We start from the raw sequence: 14,694 nt of genomic DNA, 5'->3' as shown, positions 1-14,694 counted from the left end.
CAGCGTCCGAAGCATCGACATGACCGGGGTGATTCCACTGCCGCCACTGATCAACAACACCCGACGCGGGCGGTCGACGGGAAGGGAGAACACCCCGTCTGCCTGCGAGAGGCTGACAACGAGCCCGGGCGCTGCGTTGGCGTACAGATACTGCGACACCAAGCCACCCGGATGCGCTTTGACGGTGAGCTCGATCAGCCCGCTGCGCGTAGACGCGCCCCCGGCCGGCGAGTAGCAGCGAGTGTGACGAACACCGTCGATCACCACGCCCAACTGCACGAACTGGCCCGCCTGAAAACCGCGCCACTGGCGCGTCGGGCGCAGCGTGAGAGTGACGGAGTCAGCCGTCGGATGGTCGACAGCGACAACCTGCGCGCGAATGTCACGAACGGTCGCCATCGGGTTGACCAACTCGAGGTATCGGTCGATCTGATGTGGAGCAGCCATGGCTTCGATCAGTCCCACCAAGGACAGTCCGCGCCGAGGTGTGGACTTCGGTGTCGTGTTCTCAGGAGCAGATGCGATTGTCATGACCCTCCTCGTACTTCGATTGCCGGGTATCTCGATTGCTGGGCTAGCTTCCCCCGACTGCGTGAATTCAGTGTACAAATGTTCACCGAAGATAGTGTGACAGGTGCACACAAGTACATGTCAACAAGAATGTGATCCGAGTTACACGAGTTGCCGAAAGGAGCCGGAATGCCTGTACCTACACTCGACGTCGTGACGAAGGCCGGACCGGTGAACCCCGAGCGCAGGGAACCCGACAACAGGGAACCGGAAAGTCGTGCCGCCAAGAAGGAACGCACACGCCAAGCGCTCCTGGACACTGCCATGGACCTCTCGGCCGATCGCGGCTTCGCCGGAATCAGCCTGCGAGAGGTAGCCAGGGAAGCCGGGATCGTTCCGACGGCGTTCTACCGCCACTTCGCTTCACTGGAGGACGTCGGTGTCGTCCTCGTCGAAGAGAGCATGCGTATGTTGCGCCAGATGCTGCGCGACGCAAGGCGCAATCCCAGCACCAAGGACGCCGCTACGTCCCTGGGCATCCTTGTGCGACAAGTGCATACACACGAGCGACAGTTTCGGTTCCTCTGCCGCGAACGCTACAGCGGCGTCAGTGAGGTACGACGTGCGATAGCCACTGAAATGCGGTTGTTCGTCAGCGAACTGACCATCGACCTCTCCAGAATTGCCGGACTGGAAAGCTGGTCGTCGGACGATCTGGAAATGGCTGCCGACCTGATCGTCTCGACGATGTTCAGTGCTGTCGTCGAACTGCTGGACGCCGGGACCGCCGGGTATCGCGACGAAGCCGCCGTCATCACACGAGCCGAGAAGCAACTGCGAGTCATCATGCTCGGAATGGCCACCTGGAATCCACCTCGAAACTGACCTCGGGTTCACCTTTTCGACGTACGGTGAGAGTCATGTCTTCCACGAGTACATACGAAATCCCCGTTGGCGACCTCACCTTCGACGTACTGATCTCGGGCCCGGACGACGGCATTCCGCTGGTAGCGCTGCATGGCTTCCCGGAGAGCGCCGCATCCTGGGGCAAGGTCACACCACTGCTCACCGCAGCGGGCTACCGCGTAATCGCACCGAATCAGCGCGGTTACTCCGCCGGCGCACGCCCCGAAGGGGTGGATGCCTACAAGATCGAGCACCTGGTAGCCGACGTCGTCGGATTGCTCGACGCGCTCGGCCTGTCCGACGCGCATCTTGTCGGTCACGACTGGGGTTCGGCGGTCGCCTGGCAGGTCGCCGGTCGCCATCCGAACCGGATCCGCAGCCTGACGGCGATCTCGGTCCCCCACCCCACCGCCTTCGGTTGGGCACTCCGCGAGGACGAGGACCAAAAACAACGCTCGTCGTACATCGGACTTCTCCGACAGGAGGGCAAAGCCGAGGAAGTGTTGTCGGAGGACAACTTTCGCCGGCTGCGCGCCATGTTCGACGGCCAGATCGATCCTGAATTCGCCGACGAGCACATTCGTGTCCTGAGCGGGGAGGGCGCGCTGACCGGCGCCTTGAACTGGTACCGCGCGATGACCCGCGACTTCGGCGACATCGATCGCACCACCGTGCCGACCACGTATGTCTGGAGCACCGGCGACACAGCGCTCGGCCGCGCAGGCGCAGAACGCTGTGGTGAATTCGTGGACGCCCCCTACGAGTTCGTCGTGCTCGACGGCGGAAGTCACTGGATTCCGGAAGAGCGAGCCGAAGAGTTGGCCGAGGCGATCCTCGCACGTGCAGGATCCTGATCGCCGCGACGAATTCGGCTCTATGTATGTTGTCATACATAGAGCCGAATTGATTCCATCACCAGGAGTTCTGCGATGACCGAGACCGTTGCACCACCCCATCCTTTCGACGCTGCTGTCGGATTGACGCCACTCACCGCCGGCTTGTCGACCGGCGAGACCAATCCGGCGTACAACAACATGGTCGGGCCGTTCGGCGGCGTCACCGCTGCCACGTTGCTCGAATCTGTACTGAAGCACCCCGAACGCCTCGGCGATCCGCTGTCGTTGACCGTCAACTTTGCCGGTCCGATCACCGAGGGCGCCTTCGAGATCTCCGCCCGGCCGGTGCGCACCAACCGCTCGACGCAACACTGGTCCATCGAACTTTCTCAGGACGGAACCGTCGCCACTACCGCGACGGCAGTGTTCGGTACCAGGCGTGAAACCTGGTCGTCTACCGAGATCACGATGCCGGAAGTTCCGTCGGCCGAAGACGTTACGCTGCTGCCGTTCCCCGAGTTCATCGCCTGGGCACAGAACTACGAGATGCGCTTTGTCGAGGGTGCGATCCCCGACCTGGAGTCGGGCGAGCATCCCGACTCGACAACGACGCTCTGGGTGCGCGATCAACCGGCACGCGCTCTCGACTTCACGTCGCTGACCGCACTGTGCGATGTCTTCTTCCCACGAGTTTTCTTGCGCCGAGGCAAGATGGCTCCGGCTGGGACGGTCTCGATGACCATCTACTTCCACGCCGACGCTCAGACGCTGACCGAACAGGCAGACAATTCCGTGCTGGGAACCGCGCGGACCCAACGGTTCGGCAACGGGTACTTCGATCAGTCGGCCGAAATTTGGGGCAGTGACGGCGCATTGCTCGCTACGACACACCAGTTGGTCTACTTCAAGGATTGACGGGAAGCGCACTGTCCCCTTCCGGCGCTTTCACCATCGACAATGCGGCAAGACCGACGCCGAGAACCACCAGCAGTCCGATGATGCCGGCACGGTCTGCACCGAAGAGCCAAGCAAACAGGCCGAACAGTGTCGGCGCCAAAAACGACACTGCTCGGCCTGTGGTCGCATACAGGCCGAACATCTGACCTTCACGCCCAGGCGGGGTGATGCGCGCCAAGAAGGTTCGTGCCGAAGACTGAGCGGGCCCGACGAAGAGGCAGAGCGCGAGACCGAAGATCCAGAACATCACCGGCCCTGACACCGCGATCAATATTGCGCCGACCACGATCATCGACGCCAGCGAGACGGTGATGACCTGTTTCGGTCCGATCCGATCGTCGAAACGTCCGGCCACCAATGCACCGATTGCGGAAATCACGTTGGCCGCAACACCGAACAACAGCACGTCGGCCGCACTGATCCCGTAGACGTTGACAGCCAGCACGGCTCCGAAGGTGAACACGCCCGCGAGACCGTCACGAAAGAGCGCGCTCGCGATCAGGTACCAGATCGTGCGCCTGTCGACGTTCCAGAGTTCGCGCAGATCGCGCCACAACACCCGATAGGAGTCGAGGAACCCGGCCTTGGACGCTCCCGGATCGACCGCGGGGCTGGGCAACTCTGGAACCTTGAAGAACACCGGAATTGCGAAGACCGCGAACCACACTGCAGCCAGCAGTGCCACCATCCGGATGTTCATGCCGCCGTCGGTGGTCAATCCCAGGAATCCCCGAGTGTCACCGTCGCCGACGATGAACCCGAAGTAGCACAGCAACAGCAGCACGATTCCGCCGAAATATCCCATGGCCCAGCCGAAGCCGGAGACTCTACCCAGATTCTCCGGTGTCGACACCTGCCGCATCATGGCGTTGTAGGGAACGCCGGCAAGCTCGAAGATCACCGAACCGATTGCGAGCAGAACCAATCCGAGCCACAGATAGCGGTAGTTGTCCTCGACGAAGTAGAGGCCCGCCATCGAGAGCACGGTGATGCCGGTCAGTATCGCGAGCGAGAGTTTACGTTTACCCGACGCATCGAAACGTTGTCCGGTGATCGGAGCGAGAATCGCGATGAAGAAGCCGGCGATTCCGAGTGCCCAGCTGAGCCACGTAGTTGCCGAAATCGTGCCGGGAAGGTCGTCACCGACCGCGTCGGTGAGATAGACCGAGAAGACGAACGTGAGGATCACTGCGTTGAATGCGGCCGATCCCCAATCCCACAGCCCCCATGCGAACACTTGACTCTTCGTGGCCGCACCGCCGATGCCTGCGGGTGGCTCTGCCTGCGTGCTCGTGGACTCGGCGCTCATACGGCGAAGCCTAACTGCGCGCGGGCGACTCGGCGCCTCTCTCCGAAGTCAACATACAAGACGCTCTATGCACCCGAGTTAGTACGCACTTAGTTGCATAGGCACCTGAGTGCATAGATACTTTTTCCATGGCACTCGAACATGCGTTGCTCGTCTCCCTTTCCGAACAGGATGCGTCGGGATACGACCTCACACGCCGGTTCGACAAGTCGATCGGCTTCTTCCACAGCGCGACGCACCAGCAGATCTACCGAGTCCTCAAGCGAATGGACGAGGCAGGCTGGGTGGAGGTGGAGGCCATCGCGCAGGACGGCCGACCGGACAAGAAGATGTACCGCGTCAGCGATGCCGGCCGCGCCGAACTGACCCGATGGATCGCAGAGCCGTCCGAACCGAACCACCTGCGCAACGAGTTGGCCATCAAGATCAGGGCCGCTGCGCACGCCGATCTCCCCGCTCTACGACGCGAAGTCGCTCGCCACCGCGACGGCCACGCCGCCCGCCTCGACGTCTACCGACTCATCGAAAAGCGTGACTTCCCCAATCCAGCAGCGCTTTCCGGCTCTTCGCTGCACCAGTACCTCGTACTTCGCGGCGGCATTCGCGTCGAGGAAGGATTCACCGACTGGTGCCAGGAAGTTCTGGACGCACTGCCCACTGGCGAGTACGCCACCGAAGACACTGGCGAGCCCGCCACCGAAGACACTGGCGAGTACGCCACCGAAGACACTGGCGAGCCCGCCACCGAAGACACCGGCGAGTACGCCACGGAAGGACATCTTCAGTCATGACGGATACACAGTTTCCCCGCCTGCTCGAACCGCTCGACCTCGGATTCACGACGCTGAAGAACCGCGTCGTCATGGGATCGATCCACACCGGCCTCGAAGATCGCGCGAAGGACACCGACCGCTTGGCCGAGTACTTCGCCGAACGTGCTCGTGGCGGTGTCGGCTTGATCATCACCGGCGGCTACGCGCCCAACCGCACCGGTTGGCTCTTGCCCTTCGGTGCCAAGCTGACCAACCGCATCGAAGCGCGCCGTCACCGCCGGATCACCAAGGCGGTTCACGACGCGGGTGGAAAGATCGCCATGCAGATCCTGCACGCCGGCCGCTACAGCTACCAGCCGTTCAGTGTATCCGCGTCGTCGATCAAGGCGCCCATCAATCCGTTCCGTCCGCGCAAGCTGACCGGCCGTGGGGTGCGTTGGCAGATCCGGAACTACGTTCGCTGCGCGCGTCTGGCCAAGTCCGCGGGTTACGACGGCGTCGAAATCATGGGCGGTGAGGGCTACTTCATCAACCAGTTCCTCTGCGAGCGCACGAACAAGCGCACCGACCAGTGGGGCGGCAGTTCCGAGAACCGTCGACGCATGGCAGTCGAAATCGTGCGACGCACACGCAAGGCCGTCGGCCCGAACTTCATCATCGTGTTCCGGTTGTCGATGGCAGACCTGGTCGAGGGCGGTCAGACCTGGGATGAAATCGTCTCGTTGGCAAAGGAAGTCGAAGCTGCCGGCGCCACGATCATCAACACCGACATCGGATGGCACGAGTCACGGGTGCCCACCATCGTCACCTCGGTTCCCCGAGCAGCCTTCGTGGACATCACGAGCAAGCTCGAGAAGCACGTCGACATTCCGGTAGCCGCCTCGAATCGGATCAACATGCCCGAGACTGCCGAAGAGATCCTCAACCGCGGTGACGCGCAGTTGATTTCGATGGCCAGGCCGATGCTCGCCGATCCCGACTGGGTGAACAAGGCCGAGCGCGGAGCGTCCGACGAGATCAACACGTGCATCGCCTGCAACCAAGCCTGCCTCGACCACGCCTTCGTTCACAAGCAGGTCTCCTGCCTGCTCAATCCGCGCGCGGGCCGTGAGACCACGCTGATCCTCTCCCCCACTCGGCGGACCAAGAATCTCGCCGTCGTCGGCGCCGGTCCTGCCGGACTTTCCGCAGCACTCAATCTTGCTCAGCGTGGTCATTCGGTCACGTTGTTCGAGGCCTCGGACAAGATCGGCGGACAGTTCGGGATCGCACAGCTCATTCCGGGTAAGGAAGAGTTCGCCGAAACCATTCGCTACTACACCCGCATGCTGGACGTGGCCGGAGTGACAGTCAAGCTCGAAACCCGCGTCGCACCAGCAGATCTCATCGGATCCTTCGACGAAGTCGTGGTTGCCACCGGCGTGACGCCGCGGGTTCCCAAGATCCCCGGCATCGAGAACCCGAAGGTGCTGACCTACGTCGAGGTCGTCCGAGAGGGCAAGCCCGTCGGCAAGTCCGTCGCCGTCATCGGTGCCGGCGGCATCGGCGTCGACGTGAGCGAATTCCTCACGCACCCCACTTCCCCCACTCTTCATCTCAAGGAGTGGAAGCAGGAATGGGGCGTCACCGAACCCGAAATGGCCCCGGGCGCTCTCACCACTCCGGTACCAGAACTCTCCGAGCGGGAGGTCTACCTCCTCCAACGCAAGCCAGGACGCATCGGCGCCGGCCTCGCGAAGACCACCGGCTGGGTCCACCGGGCGGCCCTCAAGAACAAGGGCGTCCACGAGCTCTCGGGCGTCAACTACGAGCGCATCGACGACGCCGGCCTGCATATCACCTTCGGTGAGAAGCACGAGAAGCCCCGACTTCTCGAGGTCGACACCATCGTCATCTGCGCCGGGCAGGAGTCGGTTCGCGATCTCGTGGACGAATTGACCGTCGCGGGTGTGGTGACCCACATCATCGGCGGCGCGGATGTCGCTGGCGAACTCGACGCCAAGCGTGCCATCGAACAGGGCACACGACTGGCCGCGAAGATCTGACCGGCTACGCTGACTGATCGTGAGCCTGCCGACACCCACAACCACAGCCCGCGCCGTAGTGACCGGCGCCTCCTCCGGCATCGGAGAGGCACTGGCCGCTGATCTGGCATCACGCGGACACTCCCTGATCCTCGTTGCCCGTCGTGGCGAGGTCATGGAGGCCCTCGCCGAGAAGCTTCGCGCCGCGCACGGCGTCGAGGTGGAGGTCCGTGCATCGGACCTCTCCGACAGCGCGGCGCGTGCCGTTCTGGTCGAGGAACTCGGTGGCCGCGACATCAGCATCCTGTGCAACAACGCCGGTATCGCCACCTTCGGGCCGATCGCCGAGCTGGACCCGGCCTACGAGCGCGACCAGGTCGAGCTCAACGCCGTTGCAGTGCACGATCTCACGCTGGCCGTGCTGCCCGGCATGCTCGCGCGCAAGTCCGGAGCCATCCTGATGGTCGGGTCCGCGGCCGGCAACATGCCGATCCCCAACAACGCGACGTACGCCGCCACCAAGGCGTTCGTGAACACCTTTGCGGAATCGTTGCGAGGTGAACTCAAGGGCACCGGAGTGAACGTCACCCTGCTCGCCCCAGGCCCCGTACGCACCGAAACCCCGGACCCGGCCGAAGCGTCGATCGTCGACAAGCTCGTCCCGGACTTCTTCTGGATCTCGAGCGAGTACACCGCCAAGGTCTCGCTCGACGGCCTGGCCGAGAACAAGATGCGCGTCGTACCGGGCATCTTGAGCAAGGCGATGTCCGTCGCGGGCGGTTACAGCCCGCGTGCCGTCGTTGCGCCCATCGTGGGCACGTTCTACAAGAAGCTCGGCGGCTGATTCACTCAAACTTCTCAGAGCAGGCCATAGCAGACCATATAGTCGGTTAATGGCGATGCGAAGAACACTGGCAGTCGGGGCAATCCTTCTTTTGACCGGAGGGTTGCCCTTACTGCTGCCCACGGCAGCGAATGCATGTTCGTGCGCATCATCGGCTACCCCGGAAGAAGCCGTGAGCGTCTCCAGCACCGTTTTCCTCGGAACTCCGACGGAGAAAACTTCGGACGGATTCGAGGACACCTACCTGTTCGACGTCAGCCGGGTCTACAAAGGCGATCTGGCATCGGTGACGTCGGTGGGGACACTCGCGAACGGGAACGGTTGTGGCACAAGCTACGTGCTCGGCACCGAGCAGCTGATGTTCGTTTCTGCGCCGTACGACGTCGACGCCGAGCACGAGGGGCACCGCTGCGGGCCGGCTACCGAAACCGGGTTCGACATCCAAGCGGCGGTCGAGTCCGTGTACGGCGCCGGTTACGCCCCGAGTGCCGGCGGAACTCCGTCCGTTGGTGTGTCCGCCGACCGATCGACGGTCATCGGCGGAGGCGCCGCGGTGGCATTGCTCGCGGTGCTCGGTTGGTTCGGATGGAAGCGCCGGCGAGCACAGTAAGTCGAGGACGTCAGGGCCGCGTCAACCTCGTTCGGCGGCGCGTCAAGTAAGCGTCAAGATCCGCCCCACCGGTGATCTTCGGGAGTAGATCTGAAGGTAGCCCGCAACACGGCGGGTCACCTTCAGGAGATCGACGTGACGCTACTCGAAATCTTCCCCTCCCTACGCGGCGCAATGACACCGCGTATGGATCCTGCGTTGTGGCCCATCAGTACTCGCCACGACCACAGCGGGCGTGTCTGCATCGGCGACGTCTCCCTCGAAGAGATCGCGGACCAGTACGGCACACCGACGTACGTCGTCGACGAGGCGGACGTGCGGCACCGCTGCCGCACGTATCGAGAGATCTTCCCCGACTCGGAGATCGTGTACGCCGGCAAGGCACTGATGATTCGAGCGATGGCTACCTGGGTCTCCGACGAGGGACTCGGGGTGGATGTCTGTTCCGCCGGTGAACTCGCCGTCGCGCTTGCCGCGGGCGTGGACCCCAACCGAATCATCCTGCACGGCAATGCCAAATCGGTTTCCGAACTGAGGGCGGCGGTCAACGCGGGTGTCGGCCGGATCGTCCTCGACTCCCCCAGCGAAGCGGTACGGCTCGCGTCGGTGTGCACCCACCGACAGAAGGTGTTGGTCAGAGTCACACCCGGCATCGACATACACGGACACAAGGCAGTGTCCACGGGCATCGTGGACCAAAAGTTCGGCCTACCAGCGTTTTCCGAAGAACTGGAACATACGGTATCCGTCGTCGCCAACGCGACGCACCTGCAGCTCATCGGCCTGCATTGCCATCTCGGCTCCCAGATCACCGATCCCGAACTCTTCCGCCCCGCGATCGAGACGATGATCGCACAGATGGACGACATACGACGCACGCATCGAATCATCCTCACCGAACTCGATCTCGGCGGTGGCCATGGGATCGCCTACGTGCCGGGAGATGCCCAATTGGATCTGACCCGCCTCGCTCACGTCATCGACGAAACTCTCGACGACGCGTGCACCCGAAACCGCTTCCCTCGCCCCGAAATCGTGCTCGAGCCTGGCCGAGCGATCGCTGCGCGGGCCGGAGTCACGCTCTATCGCGTACAGAACATCAAGTCGATCAGCGGGGGACGAACCTTCGTCTCCGTCGACGGCGGGATGAGCGACAACCCTCGGGTGTCGTTGTACGACAGCCACTACGACGTCGAACTGGTGAACCGACATTCGCGCGCACCGCTCCAGGAAGTAACCGTCGCCGGGCGACACTGCGAATCGGGCGACGAAATTGCCGTCGGAGCAAGGCTTCCCGCCGACCTACATGAAGGTGACCTGTTGGCAGTGCCGTGTACGGGCGCATACCACCACAGCATGGCCTCCACCTACAACAGCGTCGGCCGGCCGCCGGTCGTCGCCGTGCTGGGCGGGATTGCGCGGCCGTTGATCAGGCGCGAATCGATCAACGACCTGCTGGCCCGCGAGGTCGGCATCTGACCTCGCGGGCGCCTGAGCCTCAGCGCCTGCGGCGACTACCGGTGCCGAAGATGTTTCGCGAAATCTCGCGTCCCGCAGCCGAAGCCGCCGAGCGCAGGAAACTCTTGACAGCCGAGTTGCCCAAGATCTGCTCGGCGATGTTGGGGCCCTCCGGCTCGGCCGGCGGCGGTGGCGGCAGATCGGGCAGCGACGGAAGATCCAGGGACTGATCCGCCGTCGGAGCACCGGCCACCTTGGCCGTCAGCTTCTCGTACGCCGACTCGCGGTCGATGGTCTGGCCGTACTTCTGATTCAGCGGACTCGACGACGCGGCCGCCTTGATCGCGTCGTTGCCGATGGTGTCCATCAGCGACCTCGGAGGACGAATCTTGGTCCAGGCCACCGGCGTCGGCGCACCCTTTTCCGAGAGTACGGTCACGATGGCTTCACCGATGCCGAGTGAAGTCAGTGCCTTTTCCAGGTCGTAGTGCTCGGTTTTCGGGTACGTGCGGACGGTCTTGTTGAGGGCTTTCTGATCGTCGGGCGTGAAGGCACGCAGGGCGTGCTGAACCCGCGCACCCAACTGTGACAGCACCGAATTCGGAATGTCGGTCGGAAGTTGCGTGCAGAAGAACACACCGACGCCCTTGGAACGAATGAGCTTGACCGTCTGTTCCACCTGCTGAAGGAAGGCCTTCGACGCGTCCGCGAACAGAAGGTGCGCCTCGTCGAAGATGAACACGAGCTTCGGCTTGTCCAGATCTCCCTCTTCGGGCAGCGTCTGGAACAGGTCCGCGAGCACCCACATCAGGAAGGTGGAGAACATTGCCGGGCGCGCCGCCTGGGCACCGAGTTCGAACAGCGTGATCACACCGGCACCGCCGACGACACGCAGCAGATCCTCGGTTTCGAGTTCCGGTTCACCGAAGAAGGTGTCACCACCATCTGCTTCGAGGTTGACCAACGCGCGCAGAATCACTCCCGCCGTCGCCGAGGAAACTCCGCCGATACCCTTCAGATCGGCCTTGCCCTCAGCGCTCGTCAGGTGCGCGATGACCGAACGCAGATCCTTGAGGTCCAGCAGGGCCAGGCCCTGAGTGTCGGCCCAGTGGAAGATCAGCCCTATAGTCGACTCCTGGGTCTCGTTGAGGCCCAACACTTTACTGAGCAGGATCGGCCCGAAACTGGTGATGGTCGCGCGCACCGGGATACCGATTCCGTCCGTTCCCAACGACAAGAACTCGACTGGCATCCCAGCGGGAGTCCACGAATCGTCGCCCGTCTCGACTGCGCGAGCCTTCATCTTCTCGCTCGGATCCCCCGCCTTCGACAGACCCGAGAGATCGCCCTTGACGTCGGCCATCACAACCGGCACACCCGCGGCGGACAGCTGCTCGGCGATGCCCTGCAACGTCTTGGTCTTGCCGGTACCCGTCGCACCGGCGATCAGACCGTGACGGTTGATCGTCGCCAACGGAATCCGCACCCGTGCGGTGGGATCTGCCACACCGTCGATCACCACCGAGCCGAGCTCGAGTGCCCGCCCCTCGGATGAATAGCCCGCCGCGATTTCAGCGGCAGCACCCGAGGGCACCTGAGCAGCGGGGGTGGCTCTGGCCGATGCTTCGGCCTCGGCGGCAGCCGCTTCCTTCTCTGCTTCCTCAGCTGCTGCAGCGGCTTCAGCTGCAATCCGAGCGGCTTCGGCAGCGGCAGCCTTGGCAGCTTTCGCCTTCTCCGCCGGCGTCAGCGGCGCGGCTCCGTCCTTCGGATCCACGGTCATCGAAAAGCCCTCCTCGTTGCAATGCGGCGAAGTTCTTGTCATCACCCGAACGCCGTCTCACACACGTCGAGTTTCCACCGCAGACCTTATCCCGCGCCCGCGCGCACTACTGTGTTCCTGGTGCAGGACAAATTGGTATGGATCGATTGTGAAATGACCGGGCTGCGACTCGAGTCGGACAAACTCATCGAGATTGCGGCTCTGGTGACCGACAGCGACTTGAACATCTTGGGCGAAGGTGTGGACATCGTCATCCACGCCGACGACGACGCGTTGGCTGCAATGCCCGACGTCGTGAAGAAGATGCACGCAAAGTCGGGACTGACCGAAGAGGTTCGTAAGTCGACGGTCACCCTCGCCGAGGCGGAGAAAGAGGTGCTCGCGTACATCCGCAAGCACGTTCCCGTCGCCGGTACGGCTCCCTTGGCGGGTAATTCAATCGCCACCGACCGCGGATTCATCTCGCGGGACATGACGGCGCTGGACACATACCTGCACTACCGGATGATCGACGTCAGCTCCATCAAAGAACTCTCCCGCCGCTGGTACCCGCGAATCTACTTCGGCCAGCCCGAAAAAGGTCTCGCCCACCGGGCACTCGCCGACATCAAGGAATCCATCCGCGAACTCAAGTACTACCGCGGCACTGCATTCGTCGCGGCGCCCGGACCGTCGAGCGCGGAGATTGCAGCCGTCGTAGAGGGCTTGGGTCCCGCCTGACCTGCCGATTGGCTTCCTGACCGACTTTCGCGCTAGTATCTCTTTCGTCAAAGCAGCCGGGTCAAACCGGTGGCCGAGGCAATGGTGGGCGTAGTTCAGTTGGTAGAGCACCAGGTTGTGATCCTGGCTGTCGCGGGTTCGAGTCCCGTCGCTCACCCAAGCGGAACCCCCGAAGATGTCGAAAGACATTTTCGGGGGTTCTTTTGGTTTGTGCGCCAGCCCCAATCTCCCCTTCCACAGCCGGGTGAACGTATCGCTCCCCTTCTCTGACGGGGGCAGCGATACGTTCACCCGAAGTGGGTGGGGTGGCGACCGCGACAAATCGCGCGCTCCCGAGCAACCCGTGCCCGAGCTGAGCGAACGTACCTCTGGTCGCCTCAGAAAGACCGAAAGCCACTTTCGCTCGCATCGGGGTAGCTGGAATTCGCCGCAAATGGCCCAGCCGTCGATCACTCGGGCGACGGTTGCGGCTCCCAGACACCTACGACGGTCCCCTCGCGAACATGTCGCTCGTACGCCGAAACCTTGTCGTGGATGACGTTCAGGTTTTCCTGCATCGCAGCGATCCTGGATCGAATCAACTCCTCATGCGACTGTAAAAGTGAAAGCCGTTCCTTCTCGTTTCCCGGCCCTGACCTGACGAGTGCGGCGAATTCGCGGATCGTTGCGATCGGCATACCCGAGTCTCGGAATCGATTGCACAGCTTCAACCAAGAGACATCGCTTTCGGAGTACACCCGACGCCCACCTGCCGAGCGCGCCACCTCGTGAACGAGCAATTCCTCACGTTCGAAGTATCGAAGGGAATCGATACTGATTCCGGTCTGGACAGCGACGTCACCGATTGACAGTTCGCGCATTACCTGGCGACCTTTCCTTGACCTGGAGTGCACTCCAGATTTTACGGTCGCAGTCATGAATTCCATCCAGCGCAAAATCAGCACCGGATACTCCCGAGTCTCCACTGCCGACGACGTACTTGCCGGACAAGATTTAACAGGCACTACGGCTTTGGTCACCGGCGGGTACTCCGGACTCGGATATGAGATTTCGCAGTCACTTTCTTCGGTCGGCGCGCGAGTTGTAGTTCTTGCCCGCCGACCAGAACAGGCACGGAGGGCGGTGGCCGACCTTCCGGGTATCGAAGTGCGAGCGTGCGACCTGTCGGACCCGAGCAGTGTCAGATCGTGTGCGCGAGAAATTCTCGAATCCCGGATCACTCCGGACATCATCATCTGCAATGCGGGGGTCATGGCCTGCCCGGAACTCCGTGTCGGCTCCGGATGGGAATCACAATTCGCGATCAATCACCTCGGGCACTTTGTACTGGTGAACCTGCTTGTGCCAGCCATGCCCGCAAACGGTTCTCGCGTAGTCGCTGTCTCGTCGGCGGGACATTTTCTGTCGGGAGTGCGTTGGAATGACATACATTTCCGCAACGGTTACGACCGCTGGCTTGCGTACGGTCAAGCCAAGACTGCAAATGCTCTATTCGCTGTACAGCTGGCGAACTCCGGTGCTTCACGCGGTATCAGTGCGTTCTCCGTCCATCCCGGGAGCATCCTCACTCCCCTTCAACGTCACTTCTCGGCATCGGAGAAACACGATCTCGGATGGACGACGTCGAATGGCGACGCCGTGCCGGGGTTCAAGACTCCCTCCCAGGGCGCCGCTACAACGGTGTGGGCAGCGACGGCACCGATACTCGCCGATCACTCCGGCGCGTATCTCCAGGACTGCAACATCGCGGACGTCGCGCAGACTGATGACATGAGCGTCGGCGGCGTGAAGCCTTGGGCTACCGATCCCGCCGACGCACGCAGATTGTGGGCACTGTCCGCTGAGATGACCGGAGTGGACGCGTTCGGTCGACGCTGACACCGAGCGAACGTACCTCCCGTCGCCTCAGATAGACCGAGAGGCACTTTCGCTCACAAAAGGTGTGCAGATGCAGAAATGCCCCCAAC

13 protein-coding genes, 1 tRNA gene and 1 pseudogene are annotated in these 14,694 nt (G+C 62.6%); 11 read left to right on the top strand and 4 right to left on the bottom strand.

All coding sequences use genetic code 11. The features are described from left to right. A partial coding sequence (locus RhoBH5_RS29660; RefSeq protein ID WP_270009187.1) for an FAD-binding oxidoreductase occupies nucleotides 1-531 on the bottom strand: 531 nt, incomplete at its 3' end. Nucleotides 532-699: 168 nt separating this feature from the next. On the opposite strand from RhoBH5_RS29660, the gene RhoBH5_RS29655 reads away from it, so the two are divergent. The 3 genes from RhoBH5_RS29655 (at nucleotide 700) to RhoBH5_RS29645 (ending at nucleotide 3,167) form a co-directional block, all read left to right on the top strand. Next, nucleotides 700-1,395, top strand: a complete 696-nt coding sequence (locus RhoBH5_RS29655; RefSeq protein WP_003945327.1) for a TetR family transcriptional regulator — start codon at nucleotides 700-702, stop codon at nucleotides 1,393-1,395. 35 nt (nucleotides 1,396-1,430) lie between these two features. Next, the gene (locus RhoBH5_RS29650) at nucleotides 1,431-2,270 is read left to right on the top strand and encodes an alpha/beta fold hydrolase (RefSeq protein WP_003945355.1); all 840 of its coding nucleotides are present in this window, start codon (nucleotides 1,431-1,433) and stop codon (nucleotides 2,268-2,270) included. 75 nt (nucleotides 2,271-2,345) lie between these two features. After that, complete coding sequence (locus RhoBH5_RS29645) at nucleotides 2,346-3,167, top strand: acyl-CoA thioesterase (RefSeq protein ID WP_007733332.1); 822 nt, start codon at nucleotides 2,346-2,348, stop codon at nucleotides 3,165-3,167. On the opposite strand, the gene RhoBH5_RS29640 is transcribed toward RhoBH5_RS29645, so the two are convergent. Beyond that, nucleotides 3,157-4,518, bottom strand: coding sequence for an MFS transporter (locus RhoBH5_RS29640; protein ID WP_007733331.1), 1,362 nt, complete (start codon nucleotides 4,516-4,518; stop codon nucleotides 3,157-3,159). The genes RhoBH5_RS29645 and RhoBH5_RS29640 overlap by 11 nt on opposite strands. Before the next feature lie 128 nt (nucleotides 4,519-4,646). Here RhoBH5_RS29640 and RhoBH5_RS29635 point away from each other — a divergent pair. The 5 genes and pseudogenes from RhoBH5_RS29635 to lysA form a co-directional block, all read left to right on the top strand. Continuing rightward, nucleotides 4,647-5,171 (top strand): annotated as a pseudogene (locus RhoBH5_RS29635) (PadR family transcriptional regulator); the annotation flags it as partial. Nucleotides 5,172-5,305: 134 nt separating this feature from the next. Then, entirely contained in the window at nucleotides 5,306-7,336 is a 2,031-nt protein-coding gene (locus RhoBH5_RS29630) for an NADPH-dependent 2,4-dienoyl-CoA reductase (protein ID WP_270009185.1), read from the top strand. Nucleotides 7,337-7,355: 19 nt separating this feature from the next. Further along, on the top strand, nucleotides 7,356-8,159 hold the full coding sequence (cmrA, locus tag RhoBH5_RS29625) for a mycolate reductase (protein ID WP_007733327.1): 804 nt from the start codon (nucleotides 7,356-7,358) through the stop codon (nucleotides 8,157-8,159). A gap of 172 nt (nucleotides 8,160-8,331) precedes the next feature. Then, nucleotides 8,332-8,769, top strand: a complete 438-nt coding sequence (locus RhoBH5_RS29620; RefSeq protein ID WP_007733324.1) for a hypothetical protein — start codon at nucleotides 8,332-8,334, stop codon at nucleotides 8,767-8,769. A 135-nt stretch (nucleotides 8,770-8,904) separates the two neighbouring features. After that, a complete protein-coding gene (lysA, locus tag RhoBH5_RS29615) occupies nucleotides 8,905-10,248 on the top strand; it encodes a diaminopimelate decarboxylase (protein ID WP_047270266.1) in 1,344 nt (447 codons plus the stop codon). Between the two features lie 19 nt (nucleotides 10,249-10,267). Here the strand turns inward: lysA and RhoBH5_RS29610 are convergent, their stop codons facing one another. After that, nucleotides 10,268-12,007, bottom strand: coding sequence for a helicase HerA-like domain-containing protein (locus tag RhoBH5_RS29610; protein ID WP_208690481.1), 1,740 nt, complete (start codon nucleotides 12,005-12,007; stop codon nucleotides 10,268-10,270). A 120-nt stretch (nucleotides 12,008-12,127) separates the two neighbouring features. Between RhoBH5_RS29610 and orn the strand changes: the two genes are divergently transcribed. Beyond that, on the top strand, nucleotides 12,128-12,727 hold the full coding sequence (gene orn / locus RhoBH5_RS29605; protein ID WP_024487359.1) for an oligoribonuclease: 600 nt from the start codon (nucleotides 12,128-12,130) through the stop codon (nucleotides 12,725-12,727). A gap of 84 nt (nucleotides 12,728-12,811) precedes the next feature. Beyond that, nucleotides 12,812-12,884: transfer RNA gene (locus RhoBH5_RS29600), tRNA-His, on the top strand. Between the two features lie 292 nt (nucleotides 12,885-13,176). On the opposite strand, the gene RhoBH5_RS29595 is transcribed toward RhoBH5_RS29600, so the two are convergent. After that, the gene (locus tag RhoBH5_RS29595; RefSeq protein ID WP_099698696.1) at nucleotides 13,177-13,587 is read right to left on the bottom strand and encodes a MerR family transcriptional regulator; all 411 of its coding nucleotides are present in this window, start codon (nucleotides 13,585-13,587) and stop codon (nucleotides 13,177-13,179) included. 55 nt (nucleotides 13,588-13,642) lie between these two features. On the opposite strand from RhoBH5_RS29595, the gene RhoBH5_RS29590 reads away from it, so the two are divergent. Then, nucleotides 13,643-14,605, top strand: coding sequence for an oxidoreductase (locus RhoBH5_RS29590; RefSeq protein WP_208690480.1), 963 nt, complete (start codon nucleotides 13,643-13,645; stop codon nucleotides 14,603-14,605). Nucleotides 14,606-14,694 lie beyond the last annotated feature (89 nt).

It is taken from the genome of Rhodococcus sp. BH5, from assembly GCF_027583855.1.
In the GTDB taxonomy this organism is placed as follows: Bacteria; Actinomycetota; Actinomycetes; order Mycobacteriales; family Mycobacteriaceae; genus Rhodococcus_F; species Rhodococcus_F qingshengii.
Note: the sequence above shows the minus strand (reverse complement) of the source record. Positions and strands in the feature narration are given on the sequence as shown.